At 71.2% G+C, this 18,713-nt stretch carries 23 protein-coding genes; 16 read left to right on the top strand and 7 right to left on the bottom strand.

Annotated elements, in window-relative coordinates:
• Positions 1–80: 80 nt before the first annotated feature.
• Both ACFVIM_RS20850 and ACFVIM_RS20845 read right to left on the bottom strand, forming a co-directional pair.
• Complete coding sequence (locus ACFVIM_RS20850) at positions 81–503, bottom strand: organic hydroperoxide resistance protein (RefSeq protein WP_384303307.1); 423 nt, start codon at positions 501–503, stop codon at positions 81–83.
• Between the two features lie 81 nt (positions 504–584).
• On the bottom strand, positions 585–1,601 hold the full coding sequence (locus ACFVIM_RS20845) for an NADP-dependent oxidoreductase (RefSeq protein WP_384303305.1): 1,017 nt from the start codon (positions 1,599–1,601) through the stop codon (positions 585–587).
• A 91-nt stretch (positions 1,602–1,692) separates the two neighbouring features.
• Here ACFVIM_RS20845 and ACFVIM_RS20840 point away from each other — a divergent pair, with 91 nt between their 5' ends.
• Entirely contained in the window at positions 1,693–2,133 is a 441-nt protein-coding gene (locus ACFVIM_RS20840; RefSeq protein ID WP_384303303.1) for a MarR family winged helix-turn-helix transcriptional regulator, read from the top strand.
• Between the two features lie 43 nt (positions 2,134–2,176).
• Here ACFVIM_RS20840 and ACFVIM_RS20835 read toward each other — a convergent pair whose 3' ends face one another.
• Positions 2,177–2,653 carry an ArsI/CadI family heavy metal resistance metalloenzyme gene (locus ACFVIM_RS20835; protein WP_384303301.1) on the bottom strand — a complete coding sequence of 159 codons (477 nt, stop codon included), beginning with the start codon at positions 2,651–2,653 and terminating at the stop codon, positions 2,177–2,179.
• Between the two features lie 90 nt (positions 2,654–2,743).
• Between ACFVIM_RS20835 and ACFVIM_RS20830 the strand changes: the two genes are divergently transcribed.
• The 3 genes from ACFVIM_RS20830 to ACFVIM_RS20820 all read left to right on the top strand — a co-directional run bounded on the left by ACFVIM_RS20830 (position 2,744) and on the right by ACFVIM_RS20820 (position 4,669).
• The gene (locus tag ACFVIM_RS20830) at positions 2,744–3,142 is read left to right on the top strand and encodes an ArsR/SmtB family transcription factor (RefSeq protein ID WP_384303299.1); all 399 of its coding nucleotides are present in this window, start codon (positions 2,744–2,746) and stop codon (positions 3,140–3,142) included.
• Entirely contained in the window at positions 3,139–4,254 is a 1,116-nt protein-coding gene (gene arsB, locus ACFVIM_RS20825; RefSeq protein WP_384303297.1) for an ACR3 family arsenite efflux transporter, read from the top strand. The genes ACFVIM_RS20830 and arsB overlap by 4 nt, the downstream gene beginning before the upstream one ends.
• Before the next feature lie 61 nt (positions 4,255–4,315).
• A complete protein-coding gene (locus tag ACFVIM_RS20820; RefSeq protein ID WP_384303311.1) occupies positions 4,316–4,669 on the top strand; it encodes an arsenate reductase ArsC in 354 nt (117 codons plus the stop codon).
• 123 nt (positions 4,670–4,792) lie between these two features.
• Here ACFVIM_RS20820 and ACFVIM_RS20815 read toward each other — a convergent pair whose 3' ends face one another.
• On the bottom strand, positions 4,793–4,990 hold the full coding sequence (locus ACFVIM_RS20815) for a DUF397 domain-containing protein (RefSeq protein ID WP_384303309.1): 198 nt from the start codon (positions 4,988–4,990) through the stop codon (positions 4,793–4,795).
• Between the two features lie 65 nt (positions 4,991–5,055).
• On the bottom strand, positions 5,056–6,225 hold the full coding sequence (locus ACFVIM_RS20810; RefSeq protein WP_384303295.1) for a helix-turn-helix domain-containing protein: 1,170 nt from the start codon (positions 6,223–6,225) through the stop codon (positions 5,056–5,058).
• 200 nt (positions 6,226–6,425) lie between these two features.
• On the opposite strand from ACFVIM_RS20810, the gene ACFVIM_RS20805 reads away from it, so the two are divergent.
• From ACFVIM_RS20805 to ACFVIM_RS20790, 4 genes are read left to right on the top strand one after another with little or no spacing between them, the layout of a single operon-like run.
• Complete coding sequence (locus ACFVIM_RS20805) at positions 6,426–6,656, top strand: hypothetical protein (protein ID WP_384303293.1); 231 nt, start codon at positions 6,426–6,428, stop codon at positions 6,654–6,656.
• The gene (locus tag ACFVIM_RS20800) at positions 6,653–7,048 is read left to right on the top strand and encodes a hypothetical protein (protein WP_384303291.1); all 396 of its coding nucleotides are present in this window, start codon (positions 6,653–6,655) and stop codon (positions 7,046–7,048) included. Before ACFVIM_RS20805 ends, ACFVIM_RS20800 begins: the two co-directional genes overlap by 4 nt.
• A 17-nt stretch (positions 7,049–7,065) precedes the next feature.
• Positions 7,066–7,281: a hypothetical protein gene (locus ACFVIM_RS20795; protein WP_384303289.1), complete on the top strand. Its 216-nt coding sequence runs from the start codon at positions 7,066–7,068 to the stop codon at positions 7,279–7,281.
• A gap of 2 nt (positions 7,282–7,283) precedes the next feature.
• On the top strand, positions 7,284–7,703 hold the full coding sequence (locus tag ACFVIM_RS20790; protein WP_384303287.1) for a hypothetical protein: 420 nt from the start codon (positions 7,284–7,286) through the stop codon (positions 7,701–7,703).
• Between the two features lie 161 nt (positions 7,704–7,864).
• Here ACFVIM_RS20790 and cutA read toward each other — a convergent pair whose 3' ends face one another.
• Positions 7,865–8,194, bottom strand: a complete 330-nt coding sequence (cutA, locus tag ACFVIM_RS20785; RefSeq protein ID WP_384303285.1) for a divalent-cation tolerance protein CutA — start codon at positions 8,192–8,194, stop codon at positions 7,865–7,867.
• 218 nt (positions 8,195–8,412) lie between these two features.
• On the opposite strand from cutA, the gene ACFVIM_RS20780 reads away from it, so the two are divergent.
• Together ACFVIM_RS20780 and ACFVIM_RS20775 are read left to right on the top strand one after the other, a co-directional pair.
• Complete coding sequence (locus ACFVIM_RS20780; protein ID WP_384303283.1) at positions 8,413–8,637, top strand: hypothetical protein; 225 nt, start codon at positions 8,413–8,415, stop codon at positions 8,635–8,637.
• Positions 8,630–8,923, top strand: coding sequence for a hypothetical protein (locus tag ACFVIM_RS20775; RefSeq protein ID WP_384303281.1), 294 nt, complete (start codon positions 8,630–8,632; stop codon positions 8,921–8,923). The genes ACFVIM_RS20780 and ACFVIM_RS20775 overlap by 8 nt, the downstream gene beginning before the upstream one ends.
• A 196-nt stretch (positions 8,924–9,119) precedes the next feature.
• Here the strand turns inward: ACFVIM_RS20775 and ACFVIM_RS20770 are convergent, their stop codons facing one another.
• Entirely contained in the window at positions 9,120–10,451 is a 1,332-nt protein-coding gene (locus ACFVIM_RS20770; protein WP_384303279.1) for a tetratricopeptide repeat protein, read from the bottom strand.
• 313 nt (positions 10,452–10,764) lie between these two features.
• On the opposite strand from ACFVIM_RS20770, the gene ACFVIM_RS20765 reads away from it, so the two are divergent.
• From ACFVIM_RS20765 to ACFVIM_RS20740, 6 genes are all read left to right on the top strand, one after another.
• Positions 10,765–11,919: a phosphotransferase gene (locus ACFVIM_RS20765; RefSeq protein ID WP_384303277.1), complete on the top strand. Its 1,155-nt coding sequence runs from the start codon at positions 10,765–10,767 to the stop codon at positions 11,917–11,919.
• A gap of 5 nt (positions 11,920–11,924) precedes the next feature.
• The gene (locus tag ACFVIM_RS20760; RefSeq protein ID WP_384303275.1) at positions 11,925–12,815 is read left to right on the top strand and encodes a lactate dehydrogenase; all 891 of its coding nucleotides are present in this window, start codon (positions 11,925–11,927) and stop codon (positions 12,813–12,815) included.
• Positions 12,812–13,957, top strand: coding sequence for a hypothetical protein (locus ACFVIM_RS20755; protein WP_384303273.1), 1,146 nt, complete (start codon positions 12,812–12,814; stop codon positions 13,955–13,957). The genes ACFVIM_RS20760 and ACFVIM_RS20755 overlap by 4 nt, the downstream gene beginning before the upstream one ends.
• 263 nt (positions 13,958–14,220) lie before the next feature.
• Positions 14,221–15,264, top strand: coding sequence for a rod shape-determining protein (locus tag ACFVIM_RS20750; RefSeq protein WP_384303271.1), 1,044 nt, complete (start codon positions 14,221–14,223; stop codon positions 15,262–15,264).
• A gap of 20 nt (positions 15,265–15,284) precedes the next feature.
• Positions 15,285–17,093 carry a GAF domain-containing protein gene (locus ACFVIM_RS20745; protein WP_384303269.1) on the top strand — a complete coding sequence of 603 codons (1,809 nt, stop codon included), beginning with the start codon at positions 15,285–15,287 and terminating at the stop codon, positions 17,091–17,093.
• Between the two features lie 122 nt (positions 17,094–17,215).
• Positions 17,216–18,667, top strand: a complete 1,452-nt coding sequence (locus ACFVIM_RS20740; protein ID WP_384303267.1) for an acyl-CoA synthetase — start codon at positions 17,216–17,218, stop codon at positions 18,665–18,667.
• The last annotated feature ends 46 nt before the right edge of the window (positions 18,668–18,713 follow it).

Below are 18,713 nucleotides of genomic sequence, written 5' to 3'. Positions count from 1 at the left end.
CCTCGGCGAGGTGCGGCCCCCTTCACGGCTCGGGCCTCGTGTCTGGATCCCGCTGGGCTCGCGGGGCCCGGTTTCCCGGCTCAGACAGCCAGTTCGACCGTGATGTTGCCGCGCGTGGCCTTGGAGTACGGGCAGACCTCGTGCGCCTTCTCGACCAGGGTCCGGGCGGTCGCCTCGTCCACGTTCGGGATCCTCGCCGTGATCTTCACGATGATCCCGAAGCCCTCGTCGTTCTTGCCGATCCCGACCTCGGCCGTGACCGTCGAGCCGGTGATGTCCGCCTTCTCATTGCGGGCGACGACCCCGAGGGCGCCCTGGAAGCAGGCGCTGTAGCCCGCCGCGAAGAGCTGCTCCGGGTTGGTGCCCGCACCCGAACCGCCCAGTTCCTTCGGCGGGTTCACGGTGACGTCGATCGCGCCGTCGTCGCTGGCGACCCGGCCGTCACGGCCGTTCTCGGCGGTGGCGACGGCGGTGTACAGGACATCGGACTGCTGTATGGGCATCTGGTGTGACCTCCTGTGGTTCGCCACGGCTCGCGCCCACGACCGTGGCGGTGTGTGGTGACCCTATCGCCGGAGCGGTGTTCAGCTCAGGGCGACGATCATCTTGCCGGTGTTCTCGCCGCGCATCATGCCGGTGAAGGCGCCGAAGCCGTGCTCGATGCCCTCCACGATGGTCTCGTGGTGCTTCAGCTCACCGGAGGCCAGCCATCCGGCGACATCACGGACGAACCGGGAGCGCTCGGCGAGGTGGTCGGTGACGAGCAGGCCCTCCATCCGCAGCCGCTTGATGACGGCGAGTGCGAGATTGCGCGGGGCGGGGGTGGGCTCGGTGCTGTTGTAGAGCGAGATCATTCCGCAGAGCGCGATCCGGCCATGGACGGTGAGGGCGTCGAGGGCGGCCTCCAGATGGTCCCCGCCGACGTTGTCGAAGTAGACGTCGATGCCCTCGGGGGCGGCGGCGGCGAGCTGCTCGCCGACCGGGCCGCGCTTGTAGTTGAAGGCGGCGTCGAAGCCGTACTCCTCGGTGAGCAGCTTGACCTTCTCGTCGGACCCGGCGGAGCCGATCACCCGCTTGGCGCCCTTGATCCGGGCGAGCTGGCCGACCTGGCTGCCGACCGCGCCCGCCGCGCCGGAGACGAAGACGGTGTCGCCCTCGCGGAAGGCGGCGGTGTCGAAGAGCCCGACATAGGCGGTGAGACCGGTCATGCCGAGGACACCGAGATAGGCGGAGAGCGGCGCCAGCGCGGGGTCGACGTGGTACGCCTGCGCGGCGGGCACCACGGCGATCTCGCGCCAGCCGAAGTTGTGCACCACGTGGTCACCGACGGTGTACCCCTCGGCGCGCGAGGCGATGACCTCACCGGCCGCGCCCCCGTCCATCGGCCGGTCGATCTGGAACGGCGGCAGATAGGACTTCACGTCGTTCATCCGGCCGCGCATATACGGGTCGACGGAGAAGTAGCGGTTGCGGACGAGGATCTGGCCCTCCTCCAGCTCCGCGACCGGAACCTCGCGCAGGGCGACGTCCTCGGCGGTGGGCCAGCCCTGCGGGCGGGCGACGAGGTGCCATTCGCGACTGGTCGCGGGAAGTGCGGACATGCTGCCTGGCCTCCTAGAGATGTTTCACTACCTGAAACAACCATGCTCCTTTATATTTCATGATGTCAAGTAACGAGGTAGGCTGCGTGTCATGGCTTCACCGCGCATCGACCCCCTGACCCTCGAAGTCGTCGAGCTGATCGGCACCGTCGTCTCCCGCTACTACGCGGAGTACGACCAGGCCGCCGCCCAGCACTCCCTCACCGGCGCCCAGGCCCGGGTCCTCGGGCTGCTCACCCTGGAGCCGATGCCCATGCGCCAGCTCGCCCAGAAGCTGAAGTGCGAGCCGTCCAACGTCACCGGCATCATCGACCGCCTCGAACTCCGCGGCCTGGTCGAACGCCGCCCCGACCCCCACGACCGCCGCGTCAAACTCGCCGCCCCCACCGAGGAGGGCACCGCCACCGCCCTCCGCCTCCGCGAATCCCTGGACTTCGCCCGGGAGCCCCTGGCCCGCCTCTCGGCCGACGACCGGGCGACCCTGCGGGACCTGCTGCACCGGATGCTGGGGGAGGACGCGGCGGAGGCGTGACGCACGCCTGACTGGCGCGGGGGCGCGGCGCCGACCGGGCCGTTCAGCTTCCGCAGCCGCAACCCGCCGTCGCCGGTTCGGCGCCGTCCGGGGCGCTCCCGGTGGTGCGGCGGGCGTCGCCGCCTTCGAGGGCGGGGCTCTTGCCCATCCGGTCGGCGTCGGCCTTGACGACATAGACCTCCCAGGGCTCCTTGCCGGGGCCGGTGACCCAGACCTTGTCCTGGAGGGCGTAGCAGCAGGAGGTGTCGTTCTCCTCGAAGGTGGCGAGCCCGGCGTCCTGGAGACGGGCGGCCGCGGCGGTGACCGTCCCGGTGGAGTCGACTTCGACGCCGAGGTGGTCCAGGCGGGTTTCCTGGCCCGCCTCTCCCTCGATGAGGACGAGCTTGAGCGGGGGCTCGGCGATGGCGAAGTTGGCGTAGCCGGGTCGGCGCTTGGCGGGTTCCACGCCGAACAGCTTTGAGTAGAACGTCACCGACGCTTCGAGGTCGGCGACGTTCAGAGCGAGCTGGACACGGGACATGGCGAATCTCCTCGCAGGCTGTATTGATATCTGTCGATGTCTTACGGCTCCGAGCTTGCCTCTTGGATCGACAATCGTCAACATAGAAGCATGTCGAAACAAGAGCTTCCGGTGATCGGGCAGGACACCACGGTGGAAAGCTGCTGCCCCGGCCTGCTGACCGCCCCGCTGGACCAGGAACAGGCCGAGGTGCTGGCGAAGGTGTTCAAGGCGCTCGGGGACCCCGTACGGCTGCGGCTGCTGTCGATGATCGCCTCCCGCTCCGGCGGGGAGGTCTGCGTCTGCGACCTCACCCCGGCGTTCGACCTGTCCCAGCCGACCATCTCCCACCACCTCAAGCTTCTGCGCGAGGCCGGGCTGATCGCCTCCGAACGGCGCGGGACCTGGGTCTACTACCGGCTGCTGCCCGAGATGACCGACCGGCTCGCCGGCATCCTCACCCGGCCCGCGGGCGAACCCCTGCCCGCGCCCGCCGGGCTCCCCGCGTGAGCGCCCCGGCCGTGCCCACGGGGCCGGTGGCGTCCCGGCTGTCGTTCCTCGACCGCTATCTGGCCCTGTGGATCCTCGCCGCGATGGCCGCCGGTCTCGGCCTCGGCCGACTCGTCCCGGGCCTGGGTGACGCGCTCGCCGGGGTCACCGTGACCGGAGTCTCGCTACCGATCGCGGTCGGCCTGCTGGTGATGATGTACCCCGTGCTGGCCAAGGTCCGCTACGACCGGCTCGACACCGTCACCCGCGACCGGCCCCTGCTCCTCTGGTCGCTGGTGCTCAACTGGGTGATCGGCCCGGCGCTGATGTTCGCCCTCGCCTGGATCTTCCTGGCCGACCTGCCGGAGTACCGCACCGGCCTGATCATCGTCGGGCTCGCCCGCTGTATCGCCATGGTCATCATCTGGAACGACCTCGCGCGCGGTCACCGGGAGGCCGCCGCCGTCCTCGTCGCGGTGAACTCCGTCTTCCAGGTCCTCGCCTTCGGCCTGCTCGGCTGGTTCTACCTCGACCTCCTGCCCGGCTGGCTCGGCCTGGCCACCACCGGCCTGGACATCTCCGTCCGGGAGATCGCCCGCTCGGTCCTGATCTTCCTCGGCATCCCCCTCGCCGCCGGATACCTCACCCGCCGCCTCGGTGAGAAGGCCCGGGGCCGGGAGTGGTACGAGACGAAGCTCATCCCCCGGATCGGCCCGTTCGCCCTCTACGGACTGCTGTTCACGATCGTCGTCCTCTTCGCCCTCCAAGGTGAGGCGATCACCTCGAAGCCGCTCGACGTGGCCCGGATCGCGCTGCCACTCCTGGTGTACTTCGCCCTGATGTGGGCCGGGTCCATGGCCATCGGCCGCGCGGCCGGACTCGACTACCCGAAGGCCACCACCCTGGCGTTCACCGCGGCGGGCAACAACTTCGAACTCGCCATCGCGGTCGCCATCGCCACCTTCGGCGCCACCAGCGGCCAGGCCCTCGCCGGAGTCGTCGGCCCCCTGATCGAAGTCCCCGTCCTCATCGGCCTGGTCCACGTCGCCCTCCGCGCCCGCCGCTTCTTCCCCGCCACCCCGGTGACCACTCCGGTCACCACGACCCCCGCTGAAGGCCCCACCCGTGTCTGACCACATACCCGCCCGGCCCACCGTGCTGTTCGTCTGCGTCCACAACGCCGGCCGCTCCCAGATGGCCGCCGCCTGGCTCACCCATCTCGCGGGCGACCGGGTCGATGTCCGCTCCGCCGGTTCCGCCCCGGGCGCCGAGGTCAACCCGGCGGCCGTCGCCGCGATGGCGGAGGTCGGCATCGACATCTCCGCCGCGACCCCGAAGATCCTCACCGTGGACGCCGTCCGCGAGTCCGACGTCTGCATCACCATGGGCTGCGGCGACACCTGCCCCGTCTTCCCCGGCAAGCGCTACCTCGACTGGACCCTGGAGGACCCCGCCGGGCAGGGCCTCGAAGCCGTCCGGCCCATCCGCGACGAGATCGAGCAGCGTGTCCGTGGCCTGCTGGCCGAACTCCTGACCGAGCACGCCTGATTCCCGCGCGGGCGCCCACCGCCCGCGCACCGGCGAACTCCTGGCTGGACAAGGACGCGCGGGAGCGCGACGGAGCCCCGCACCCGGCGCGCTGGCGGGTACAGGGCTCTGTCGGCTGTCGGGCTAGCTGCCGGACTCGCGGGCGAGGGTCACCAGCCCGGCCCAGGCTTGAGGCGAGACAGCGAGCGCGGGCCCGGCGGGACGCTTGCTGTCACGGACGGGAACGATGCCGCTCGTGGACACAGACGAGGGCGACCACTCGATGCACTGACCGCCGTTGCCGCTGTAAGAGGACTTGATCCAGTTGAGGGGTTCGGTCATGGTCGTCATGGGGTGCCTCTCATCTCTGGTCGATCATGGCTGCAAGACGGCTTTCGCGCCCTGGACTAGACGTTCATCTTCGCCATCCGCGCAAGCCGCATCAGGCGTGGATTGCTGCGCTTATGGCGGATCGCCAGTACGCGCAGAACCTCCCGCGAAGTGGGATGGACCGAGGAGAGCTGTGGCGCCAGCGCCCACGCCCGCTCCAGGTGATCCAACGCTTTCTCACGGTCACCAACGGCCAGGTTCGACCTCGCGATATTCATATGGAGTGGACTGATCCTGGTCGCTGGCAGCGTCATTCCGCCCTGGGTCAGCTGCTCCATGACCTCGATCGCACGGCGATGGCGGTTCAGATCGCCGGAGGTGGCGATCACATGAACCATCGTGTTCTCCGGGCCGAAGTGGATTCCAAACCGGTTGACTTCCTCGCTGAAATCCTCCGCCAGCTCCAGGGCCTTCGCGATATGAGAATCAGCCGCCTTCTTCTCCTTGGCCCGCCCGGCGAGTGTCAGACCGCGAAGATGGAGCATTCCCAGCGCGTAGGCGCGCTCCCGCCCCGATGTGCTCTCCTCCACCCGCACGATCGCCCGGTCGACGACAGCCAGGCCATCTCCCCATTCCCCGTGGTTGAGATGGACGCCCGCCTCATCCCGTGCGGCGATGGCGAGCGTTACCGGGTCGGCCGCTCTTGCGGCGATCTTCTGTTTGGTGACGGCCAGGTCAGCCAGCGTCATCCAGCGGTGCCGCGCGGCCAGCCAGTAGACCGCGGAGTACGCCTGCGACACCATGGACCACGCCTGTGGGGTTCCGGCCGCGTGCGCGTGATCCTGCACGCCGGATACCAGGCCCGGCAGTTTCTCCAGCACATCGGACAAGTTGGCATCGCCACGCAGCCGGACCATTTCGGCGAGCCTTTTCCGTAGATCGCCCTCGGTCGCGGCCCCCTCGCCGGGGATATCGAAACGCCGCACCGCCGAGTGGAGCTTACGGAGGGATCCCGCCGAGTCCGGCGGTGGCGCCGCCGCGCCGAGCACACGCCCCAGGGGAATGCCCATCGCTCGCGCGAGAGCGGCGGCCACCCCCTGGGAGAGCGCGCGTTCGCCGCGCTCGATCTTGCCGAGGTACGAGGTCGACAGTCCGGCCGCGCTTGCCAGCCGGGCTTGCCCCCAGCCGATTTCCTTCCGCAGGCCCGCGACAGTGGCCCCGGGTCCGGGCACGTCCATCGATCCCATGGGTTCAGCCTCTCCCTGGTCGGTATCCCTGGTGCAGCGCCCAACCACGGTACGACTACCCACGGCGATGCGCTGTGCACTTGTTGTGTACTTTCGCCACCGCGATGCGTCGTTGACTTGCTACAGGGGGTAACCGTTCTGTTCTAGGGGGCTAACCCGGCCGTGAGCGACTTCAGTGGATGTCAGTCAGACATCCGGACATGCGTCAACCACCACGGCGGCGCGCGGTGACCCGCCTGTGGCTCTGGCTGACGCTCGCCCTCGGCTCCGCCGAAGAGCGGTTAGGGCTCGGGTTCGCGTTACTGCGGCTCCGCCTGGATGCCGAGGCGGCCGATGACGGGCTCTGGTTCCTCACCGCAGAGGCCCATCAGCAGCGCATCGACGCCGAGTTGCACCGGCTGCTGGATGACTCCGGGGACGGTGCGCCGTGATCGGCGGGATCCGCTACTTCTGTTACGTCGGTGGGATCGGGCCCATGGCCGGGTCCGGGCGGATCGTGACCTGCGTGTTCGCGACGTTGCGGACGGAGTCGGCGGAACACGCGCTGCGGTGGCTGGTCCACCAGGTGGACCACGTCGCCGACCGACTCGACCCCGGGCCCGTGCCCGGCCTGGAGTGCGTGCCCGCGCCGGAGGCCGACGGCCCGGCCCTGATGCGGGCCTGGCACACCGACCCGGCCAACCGGCGCCACGCGTGGAACCGGCTCGTCAACGAGGGCCGCGGCGTCTCGCTGATCTTCCCGGACGGTCTCGACCACTACCGCTTCGGGATCAGCCCCGAGTGGAAACCCGCCCGCGCGCGCCTACCTCGACCACCCCTCTGACCAGTGAGGAGACCCTCATGACCAGTCCCATCCTCCAACGAGCCCACCGCGACCGGGTCCTGACCGACCGGGAACACGTCATCGCCCGCTACCGCGACGGTGTGGCACTCAAGACGCTCGCCCGCGAGTACGGCGTCAGCGAGGCATGGCTGAAAAAGCAGCTCATGGGCTGGCGCGTCGCCGTGCGCGGGGTGCGCGCGGCCCGGATCCTGCGCCAGCAAGGGCGGCGGTGACCGTGCCCGGCCGTCTCAGTGAGGAGTCACGGCGGCGCCGGGACCGGGTGCTGCGGACCCTGGACCGGGTCATCGCCCGCTACCAGAACGGGGCGCCCCTGGTGCGCCTCTCCCAGGACTACGGCGTCACCACCGACTGGCTCCGCGAGCGGCTGCTGGACTCGGGCGTGGAGATCAGGGGACTCTCCGCCGCACGGCGCCTGCGGGTGGAACAGGACCGGCGGCAGCGCGACCAGCAGCCCACGCGGCCGTGTCGGCTGGAGGCCCCGCTGTCCGACTGCCCCACCTGCCACGACCTGATCACGGCCGAGCGGGAAGCCCTCGCCGTCCAGGACCACTCCCACGCGGTCGACTGCCGGGTGCTGCTCCGCCGCCACCAGGACTCCGACCCTCACATCCCCCCACCAAGCCCACCCCACTGACCCCAACTGTGGGCAGGCCGGTTCCACTCCGAGGCCGCTGCCTACGATTTCAGCGCCACCGATGGTCGCTCGGGCGGACCTCGCTGGCGTGAGCTCACCGCATAGAAACAAGGCAGGGAGTCCGTACCAGAAGCCCTGGTACGGACCCGGTCCCGTTCCCGCTACCCCTCCGGTGTGGTCTCCTCCCCCACCCACGCCAAGTACGCCTCGGAGCCGCCCTCCAGGGGAAGGACGATCCACTCCGGCACGTCATAGCTGTGGGTGGCCGCCACCCACGCCGCCAGCTCCGGCAGCCGCTCCCGCGTCGTCTTGTACGAGATCCGCCACTCCCGCTCCCGCTGGACCGCACCCTGCCAGCGGTAGATCGCCGTGAACGGCGCGTCGATGTGCGCGCACGCCGCCACCCGGCGCTCCACCGCGCCCCGGGCCAGCTCCTCCGCCTTGCTCTCATCGTCGATGGTGGTCTGCGCGATCACGACCTCTGTTGCCACGCCAGCTCTCCCTTGCCGGATGCGACCGTCGGACGCGACGACCCTACCGACGCACCGACAGGAGGCAGACCACACTCCCGGCACCCGGAAAGCGTGCGGCACTCGGCGCGGGGGGCGCGGCAGAGCCCTGCTACCCGGCGCACCAGACGATCGCCCGATCGTATGAAGCTATTCGCTGGCACTTCTCCTTCTGGACGGGAGGGAGTAGCCCTCTGGCCATGGGACTCGGCGACCGCCATCAGAAGAAGGACGTTGAGGCCGCGCTCAAGAGGGCGGAGGCGGCCGGACTCAAGGTGATGCACACAGGAAAGGGGCATCGGTGGGGGTGTGTCGTCTGCTGTCCGTGCAACGACAAGTACACCGTGGTCTGCACCCCGCAGAATCAGAGCGAAGAGGCTCGGGACATCGATCGATTCACGCGGAGGCATCGGAACTGTGCGTAACTGGTACTTCAACCTGGTCCTTCAGGACGCTCTCACCGAAGAGCAGGACGACAGGCTGACGGAGTTGGCCAGCTTCCACGACGGACGCATCAACCTGGCGGAGCGACCCGGCTACTCCCGGTTCATGTGCTCCTTCGAGGCCGAGACGCTGACGCAGGCCATCGCCGACGCGTTGAGCCGATTCGAGGACCTGCCCGGTGTCCTGGTCCGCAGCGTCGAACTGGACGAGATCGCGTTGGAGGACAACGGGATGGCGACTCCGGCCGTCGTGAAATCGCCCGCATAGGGTCCGGCCAGCGCCCTCCGCCTCCGCGAATCCCTCGACTTCGCCCGCGAACCCCTGACCCGTCTCACGGCCGAGGACCGCGCGACCCTGTGGGACCTGCTCCACCGGATGCCGGGGGAGGACGCGGCGGGGGCGTGAGGCGGGGACCCGGCGGAGGCCCGCACCCGGCGCGCTGGCGGGGGCAGGGCTCTGTCGGCTATCGGCTTGGGCCTTGGGAGAGGAAGGCGGCTGCCCGTTCGGCAAGTTCCCGCGCGCCGGGGTCGTCGGGGTAGCGGGCGAGGCGGGTGTGTATGTCCAGGGCGGAGTCGCGGACGCGGACGGATTGGACGCCTTCGGCGGCGTCGAGGAACCGGGCCCAGGTGGTGAGGGCGCTGTCGAGGTCGCCTTGACGCAGGTGGAGGGTACCGAGGTTGCCGAGGACGTTGGCGCGGCTGCGACGGCTGTCAAGGCCGTGGACGGCGAGGGCTTGGTGGAGCTGGGCCTGGGCGCCGGTGAGGTCGCCCATCTGAGCGAGGATCATGCCGGAGACGTGGGACCAGCGGCCGATGGTGAAGTGGGATGCCCAGGAAGTGCCGGAGGGGGTGTCCCAGTCGTGCTCGATGTGGGTCTGGGAGATGGCCAGGGTTCGGGTGGCGAGCCGGTGATCGCCGTCGAGGGTGGCGGCTTCGGCGAGAGTGATCTCGTAGTAGGCCCGCGCCCGCAGATCGTCGATGTCCTTGGCCCGGTTGACGCATTCCTCCGCCAGGGCCAGGGCCCGGCTGCGCTGGCGGGGTCCGGCTTCCATGGCCTGGATGGTCAGGCCGCGCAGGGCGGTGGCGGCGAGTTCCTCCTCACCGGCCTCGTCGGCGAGCCGGTAGGCGTGGATGTAGTAGTCGCGGGCGGCTGATGCGTCGTCCTCGTCCTGGCTCATCCAGCCGATGAGGTGGGCGAGGCGTGAGGTGGCCGCGTACAGGGCCCGGCCGGTGGCCTCGGTGTAGCGGCCCTTGAGCCAGGGACCGACGTTGCGGGTGAGGTAGCTGACGGCGAGATGCCGGACATGGCCGCCGCCGTACTCGGCGGAGTTGGCGCCGAGGACCTGGGCCATCTGCCAGACGGCTTCGACCTCGCCGCGGCCAACTCTGACGCCGTGATCCGCGGAGTGAACGCGCCGGGTGATGGCCTCGGCGTCGGGAACGCCGAGGAAGGCGAGGGCGCCGCCGCCCGAGGTGGTCAGGAAGCCGCGACGGTTCACTGTTCCACTCCTCCCAAGGGCCAGGATGGATTCCACGGTATCGACGTGACCGGCCCTGGGGTCGAGGAAACCGGCCGTCTGATCGAGTCCTAAGACACGGATGACGTGGGGCATCCAGTGAGGTCCGGGCCTGCGGTCGCCGCTGAGGAGCTTGCGCGCATACTGGCGGCTCATTCCCTCCGGGCCGTGGCCTGCGGCGATACCGAGCTCCCGGGCCAGCTTGGTGGGGCCCCAGCCGCGTTGTTCGCATGCGGCGGCGAGGGCATGGTGATCGATACGGCTCTGGTCGTGGTCCATGACCGTCGGGCCTTCCGGCTGGGTTACACGGAGCTACGCGGGGTTACATCGTGGGGCCTCTTCCCGGTCGGTGGCGGGCAGTTGGATGTTCTTCACGCCGACCGGTGACCTCGCGGAATACGACCTTGTGCGAACCGGTAGGCAGCCATCGCAGCCCTGGACCCATCCCGCAGAGGACTGCCCCGAACGTCTGGTCATCAAGCCGGAGGCCCGCATGAGCACGAAACCGGAAGGACAGCGCCGCAGCGACCCGGCAGGGCATCGGCGTGCGAGGGGCGAGGGGACCGGACATCCGATGAAGGGAGTTCCGCTTATGGACTCAACCCTGCCAACCTCTGCCGAGGTCCTGGCCCACGCGGACGGCTGGGTCGAGCACACCGCCGCCGCGCTGTGGCCCGGCTCAGCCGTCCTGCTCGGCCCGCACGTCCCGTCCGTGACCGCGTATGTTCGCCGGATCGAGGTGGACCGCCGCCCGCTGTTTGCCAAGGTCTCTGTGCTCGGCGTCTCTCTCGTGTCGGTCCTGCGGGGCACCTGCGGCACCTGGCCGCAGGTCAAGACCCGTCAGGCCGCCTACACCACCACTCCGGGTGGGCTACTGGAGCGGGAGACACTCCAATACGGCATCCTGCACACCGCCGGGCTCAAGGCCCCCCGGATCGCGGGATACGCGGATGGAGTGCTGTTCACCGAACCGATCACCGGCCCTACCTTGGCCGATCTGATCGTCAAACGCCCCGAGCGGACCGCCGACCTCCTGGCCGCGGTCACCGGGGAACTGGACGCGCTCGCCGAGCCGGGCGCGCGGGCCCTGGCCACTGCGGCGGCGATCCCTGAGCGGTCCATCGCGGCGACCTTCGGGCGGAAGTTCAACGGTCTCTCGGCCGCCTCCTACCTCGCCCTGTGCCAACCCGTTGCCCCAGTGCTGGAGAAGGTGGTCGCCCGGCTGCTGAGGCTGAGGCCGAGCGCCGCCCACTCCGCCCGGCGGGTGATCTTCGGGGACCTCAAGCCCGAACACGCCCTGTTCCCCGACCCTGCTGGCGGCCGCCCCGTATTCCTCGACCCCGGCCTGTCGCTGGGACATCCGGCCACCGACACGGCCAAGCTGATCTCCCGGCTCATCCTCCACCTGATCGCACAGCCGCCGGACAGGGCCGGGTTACGGCGGGTCACGGACGGGATCGATGCCTACACCGCGACCCAGATCCGGCGGATCGGCCCCGATGACAGGAAAGTGTGGCTGCGGCAGCTCGTGACCCTGTGGCTCATGGACACGGTCAACATCCTCACCACGTACCTCACCGCCCCTGCGGGCCTCCCGCTGCCCAGCCACGCCCTCGCGGTGATCGAGCGGGTCGGCGCGGTCGCCGTGCTGCTGGAGGAAACCTCCGCCGCCCTCACCTGCGGGGCGGACGGCCCCATGGTGTGGCAGCTGGCGCTGGGGCACGCGGTCAAGGCGGCGGCCCGGTGACCGCCGTGGGGATTGTCGGGGCTGGGGCCATCGGCCACACGGTCGGCACCCTGCTCACCGCCGCCGGGTGGTGCGACAGGCTGCTGATCACCTCCGGCACCGAGAAGTCCGCCCGCGCCCTGGTCACCGACTTGGAGGACATGGCCCAGGTCATCTCCTCACCCGTCCGCCCTCAGGCCGCTGATCTGCCCGACCTGCGGGGCTGCGACGCCGTTGTGGTCTGTCCGAGGGCCCGATTCACCAACAGCGCCGTCCGCGATGTCCGGATGGCCGGGCTGGCGGTGAACGCCCCGGTGATCGCCGGGATCGGCCGCGTGTTCACCGGATACACGGGGACGGTGATCGTCGTCACCAACCCCGTCGATGTCATGACCTGGCTGTTCGTCACCGCCTCTGGTGCCGGGCGGGTCTACGGTGTCGGGTCCGCCACCGACAGCGCCCGCTACCGCCTCGCCCTCGCCCGCCTCCTTGAGGTTCCGGTCGAGTCCGTGGAGGGTCGGGTGGTCGGCGAGCACGGGGACGCGGCTGTTGTGTGCACGACGGCCACCCGTGTCGGAGGGCTCCCGGCGGCGATCCCGTTGCGGGCCGTCCACAAGGAGCTGACAGCCCGCCCGCGCCGGATCAATCAGGGCATGGGCCGGGCCCGCTCCGGACCGGCCGGAGCCGTCCTCGTGGCCCTGACCGCCGCGCTCGGCCTCGCCGACACCGTCACCGAGCTGGCCATCGTCAACTCCGACCACACCGCCTGCCACGGAATGCCGTTGCGGTTCACCGCCGGGGTGCCCACCGTGGTCGATCCGGGGCTCGACCTCGTCGAACAACGCCTCCTCGCCGACGCGGACCGCAAGATCCGCGCCGCCCTCCGCCACCACACAGAACAGGGCACCGCTTCATGACCGGACACCCCCCGTACACCACCCGCATCACCGCCGCCGGGCACTCGGTGACCGTCACCAGCCACCTGCCCGCGGTCACCGGCTGGTCCACCCGCTACTTCGGCCCCTGGTGGAACGCCACCGCCGCCGCCGACGGCACCGCCCGGGAGGGCGAGCCGGAGGTGAGCGCTGATGTCGCCCCTGCCGAGCTGGCTCAGCTCGCCGAAGTCGTCCTCGACCAGCCGCACGAGAAGATCTCCTACGCCGGATCGACGCTGACCCACCGGCGCGAGGCGGACGGCACAGTGACCGCCGCCCAGCCAGGGCAGAGCCTTGCCTTCCGCTACGATCCCGCCGCCGGACAACTGCGGGTCGCCGGGGCCGATGACACCCCGGTCGCCACCGCCGCCGCCCGTCTCGCCCGCGAACTCCTGCGCGGGAAGCTTCTGGCTGACGGGTGGCAGATCCTCCACGCCTCCGCCGCGGTCAAGGACGGCGACACGGTCCTCACTCTCGGTGGGAAGGGTGCCGGGAAGACCACCACAGGTCTGCTGCTGGCCCGTGCGGGCTGGTCCCTGCTGGCCAACGACCGCGTCTTCATCCGTCCCGATACCCAGGACGGCTCTCTGCGGGTGCTGCCCTGGCCCGCGGCTGCCGCCATCGGGCTTGGGCTGCTGGACGCCCTCGGCCTCTACGACGCCGTCCGCAACCGGACCCTGGCCGGTCAGCGCCTGCACCCCACCCAGCACCAGCGCGTCACCGACGCCCTCGCCGAAGGCTCCCGCACCGCGTTGTTCAGCGACACGGGCAAGGAACTCAAGCCCCAGTTCTTCCCCGACCAACTCGATACCTGGCTCGGGATGTCCCTGGCCACCGGGGGCAGGGCGGCGCACGTCCTCTTCCCTCGCATCAACCCCGGCATCGCACCAGCCGCAGTTGACGACGGCCGCGAGCTGATTGCGGCCGATTTCTTCACCGAGGGCACCGAGGACCGCTACCCGGACGTCTTCGGTATTCTCCCCGTCCAGGGCGACGGCGGACGGGCCCAGCGCGACGACCTCGCCCACCGCCTGTCCCAACTGCCCCGGCACGGCGTCACCCTCGGACACAACAGCCGGGCGAATGCCGATTTCCTCGCTGGTCTGGTGACCTCGTCGCCCTGACGGGTACGGGGGCGGATACCTCCCTCTGGGTCCCCTGCTCAGCAGGGGGCCCACTCGCCCAGCCGTGTACCCAGCCCAGCCTGCAACAGACCTGCGCGCCCCCTGCTGAGGACCGCACCCCCCGTGCACGTATCCCGGGGGTGCGCAGGACTCGGTCCATGGGGTGCTGGGGCCCAGCCCCTCGTACGGCTCACCCAACGGGCGCCCCGCAAAGCGTCGGCGGAGGATGGCGAGGACAGGCACCCCACCCCGGAGGATCCGCCGTGTCCGTCAGTCTTGAGCGGCTGCGCCGCTGCCATGTCGCCGTCGACCTCGGCGCCGCCCGTACCCGTGTCTTCGTCAAGGGCCCCGGGCTGGTGGTGGACGAGCCGAGCGTCGCCGCCGTGAACACCCGTACCGGCGCGCTGATCGCCGTCGGCGCGCTGGCCGAGAAGATGACTGGCCGCACCCCCGACTACATCCGGGTGATGCGCCCGGTCTCGGGCGGGACGGTGGTCGACATCGAGATGGCGCAGCGGATGCTCCGGCATCTGCTGGGGGAGAAGCTGCGCCGCCAGCTCCGCCGCAAGCCACGGCTGCGGGCCGCCGCCTGCACCCCGCATGACAGCGATCCGCTGGCCCAGCGCGCCACCGTGGAGACGATGGTGGGCCTCGGCGCGCGCCGGGTGGAGCTGGTCGACACGCTGATCGCGGCGGCCGTCGGCTGCGGGCTGCCGGTGGAGGAGCCGACCGCGACCATGATCATGGTGTGTGGCGCGGCGACCACGCAGGTCGCCGTCCTCTCCCTCGGCTCGATCGTCACCGCCGAACGGATCCCCATCGGCGGCAACGCGATCGACAACGCGGTGATCCAGCTGCTGCGCACCCAGCACGCCCTCATGCTGCCGAGCCAGTCGGTGCGCCCGCTCCAACTCGCCCTCCAGTCCACCGGTCTCGCCTCCTCCGGCTCGGGTTCGACCGAGATCCACGGGCGGGATGTGGCGACCGGGCTGGCCCGTTCCGTACAGGTCGACGCGGCGTCCGTGCGCGACGCCATCCACACCCCGCTGACCGGGGTGCTCGACGGCATGGGCAAGGTGCTGCGCGACTGTCCGCCGGATCTGGTGGCCGATCTGGTCGACCGGGGCATCACGATGGTCGGCGGGAGCGCGCTGCTGCCCGGGTTCGACCAGATGCTGAAGGACGCCACGGGCATGCCGGTGACGATCGCCGACCGTCCCGACGTCTGCGCGGTGCTCGGCCTCGGCGCGATGCTGGAGGGCCGGATCAGGCCCCTGGTCCTCAATCCGCTGACCGAGGTGGAGTAAGGCGGGCGGGGCGGCGGCCCATGGCCGGTGACGGCGGTACGGGGGAGAAGGGCCCGCCCCACGACGACCGCCGGACCAGGTCTGAACCCGGGGCCGAACCCGACAAGACCAAGCCCGCGTCCGGGCCGGAACCCGGTGCCGAACCCGACAACGCCGAGCCCGCGTCCGGTCCGGAGCCCGGGGCCGACAAGGCCGGGGCCGGGCCCGAACCGCAACCCAGGCCCGACGCGTCCGGCCCCAGCGTGGGCGGCGACACCGCCGAACCCTCGCTCCCCCTCCTCCTGGAGGCCGTGCTGCGCGTCGGCACCGATCTCACCCTCTCCACCACCCTCCAGGACATCGTGGACACCGCCACCTGTCTGGCGGGCGCCCGCTATGGCGCGCTCGGCGTGATCGACCCCGAACGCGGCGGCCTGCGCGAGCTGTTCACCTCCGGGCTGACCGAGGCCGAACGCGTCCGCGCGGGCCCGCTCCCCGACGGCACCACAGGGCTGGTGGGACTCCTCGTCCATGACCCCCAGGAGCTGCTCGTCCATGACCTCGCGGCCGATCCCCGCTCCACCGGGGTGCCCGAGGGCCATCCGCCGATCCGGTCCCTGGTGGGCGTGCCGATCCGGGTGGAGTCCGAGGTCTTCGGCAATCTCTACCTGGCGGAGAAGCGGGTGGGCCGGTTCTCCGAGGACGATCTGGCCATGCTGCGTGTCCTCGCCTCCCAGGCCGGGATCGCCATCGGCAACGCCCGGCTGTACGAGACGGCCCGGCAGCGGGAGCGCTGGATCGAGGGCGCGGCGGCGGTGACGACCGCGCTGCTGACCGGGGCGGGCCCGGACGAGGCGCTGCGGACGGTGGCGCAGCGGGCCCGGATCCTGGCGGACGCCGCCGCCGGGGTGGTGCTCCAGCCGACCGGTTCCGGGGGGATGGAGATCGTGGTCGCCGACGCCCCGGACGACGGGGACGACCTCGTCGGTACCACCATCGACCCGGGTTCGCCCCTGCTGGGCCAGCTCCTCGCCGGGGAGCCGGTCTTCATCGACGACGCGGCCAACGACCCCCGGATGTCCACCCGGGTGCGGGCCCGGTTCGGTCCCTCGATGATGCTGCCGCTCCAGAGCGGCGGGCGGCTGATCGGCACCCTCGCGCTGCCCCGGCGCCGCTTCGGCCCGGCCTATACCTCCGTGGAGAAGCTGCTGGCCTCGCAGTTCGCCTCGCACGCGGCGCTCGCGCTGGTGCTCGCCGACGCCCAGCACAACCGGGAGAAGCTCGCGGTCTACGAGGACCGGGACCGGATCGCCCGCGATCTGCACGATCTGGTCGTCCAGCGGCTCTTCGCCACGGGAATGATGCTGGAGTCCACCCGCCGCCGCGCCCGCGAGTCCCCGGCCGCCGCGCACCCGGAGAGTACGGAGGGCGCGGAGAGCACGGACAGCGCCCGGACCACGGACGACCTCCTCGCCCACGCCCTGGACGAGTTGGACTCCACCATCCAGGAGGTCCGCACCGCGATCTTCGCCCTCCAGCAGCCGCCCGCGTCGACACCCGACACCTTCCGGGGCCGCGTTCTGCGCGAGACGGCCGGGGCCTCGGCCCTTCTCGGCTTCCAGCCGTCGGTGCGCTTCCGGGGCGCGGTCGACGCGCTCGCCCGCGAACCGGCCGAACGCCAGCTCCTCGCCGCGCTCCGGGGCGCCCTCGCGGCGGCGCACCGCCGCGCCGGGGTGACGGCGATCGAGGTGGACATCGACGCCACCCCGCGACCCGGTGAGCCTCCCGTCCTCCGGCTCCAGGTGCGCGAGAACGGCGCGACGACCCTGACCTGGCGGACCCCGCTCTGATGTCCCCGCGCCGACGGCTCCGTCCCGGCAAAGATCCTGGAGTTCGCCCGGCGTGCCCGCCCCCGGCCCCCGGGCGGGAAGAATGGCCCCGCCACCCATCCGCCTGACCTGGAGGACGAACCGTGGACCTCTTCCCCGCCCTGCGCACGGGCTCCGGACGGACGGCGCTCCGCTTCGGCGCGCGCCGGCTGACGTACGAAGGGCTCGCGGGCGCGGCGGGCGCGCTGGCCCGGCGGATCGAGGGGTTTCCCCGGGTCGCGCTGTGGGCCGAACCCGGGCTGGAGACGGCGGTGGGCGCGGTCGCCGGGCTGCTCGCCGGGGTGCCCGTGGTGCCGCTGAACCCGAAGACGGGCGAGCGCGAGCTGGCGCATATCGTCGCGGACAGCGCCCCGGCCGCCGTGCTGGCCGCGCCCGGCGCCGCCCTCCCCGCCGCGCTCACCGCGCTGGAACGCCTCGACATCTCCGTCACACCGGTCACCGGCACCGACACCGGCACCGACACGGGCACAAACGCCGACCCCCGCTCCCCCGCCTTCATCGTCTACACCTCCGGCACCACCGGCCCGCCCAAGGGCGCGGTGGTGCCGCGCCGGGCCGTCGCCGCCACCCTGGACGCCGTCGCCGAGGCATGGCGGTGGACCGGCGAGGACGTGCTGGTGCACGGGCTGCCGCTGTTCCATGTCCACGGCCTGATCATCGGGGTGCTGGGGCCCCTGCGCCGGGGCGGTGAGCTGCGGCACCTGGGCCGGTTCTCCGTGGACGGCGTGGCCCGGGAGCTGGCGGCGGGCGGCACGATGCTCTTCGGGGTGCCGACGATGTACCACCGGCTGGCCGAGGCCGTCTCCACCGACCAGGAGCTGGTGCAGGCGCTGGCGGGCGCCCGGCTGCTGGTCTCCGGTTCGGCCGCGCTGCCCCTCCATGACCATGAGCGGCTGACGGCGGCGACCGGCCGCCGGGTGATCGAGCGCTACGGGATGACCGAGACGCTGATGAACACGAGCGTGCGGGTGGACGGCGAGCCGAGGCCGGGCTCGGTCGGGGTGCCGCTGAGCGGGGTGGAACTGCGGCTGGTCGACGAGGGCGGCGCGCCGGTCACCTCGTACGACGGCGAGACGATCGGGGAGATCCAGGTACGCGGGGAGAACCTGTTCACCGGCTATCTCAACCGTCCGGACGCGACGGCCGCCGCCTTCGACGGCGACTGGTTCCGCACCGGGGACATGGCGGTGTGCGACCCCGACGGCTCGGTGCGGATCGTCGGCCGCAAGGCGACCGATCTGATCAAGAGCGGCGGTTACAAGATCGGCGCCGGTGAGATCGAGAACGCGCTGCTGGACCACCCGGCGGTACGGGAGGCGGCCGTGACCGGGGAACCCGACGCCGACCTGGGCGAACGCGTGGTGGCGTGGGTCGTGGCGGCCGACCCGGCGAACCCGCCCGGCGCGGGCGAACTCGCGGACCATGTCGCCGCCCAGCTCGCCCCGCACAAGCGCCCGCGCACGGTCCGCTTCCTGGCCGCCCTCCCCCGCAACGACATGGGGAAGATCATGAAGCGGTCCCTGGCCCGGCCGTAGCCCGCTCCCAGCGCGCGGCCCGTCCCTCCCCCGCCTAGCGTGGGAG

It is taken from the genome of Streptomyces sp. NPDC057638, assembly GCF_042800315.1.
GTDB lineage: Bacteria > Actinomycetota > Actinomycetes > Streptomycetales > Streptomycetaceae > Streptomyces.
This window is presented reverse-complemented; position numbering and strand designations above follow the sequence as displayed.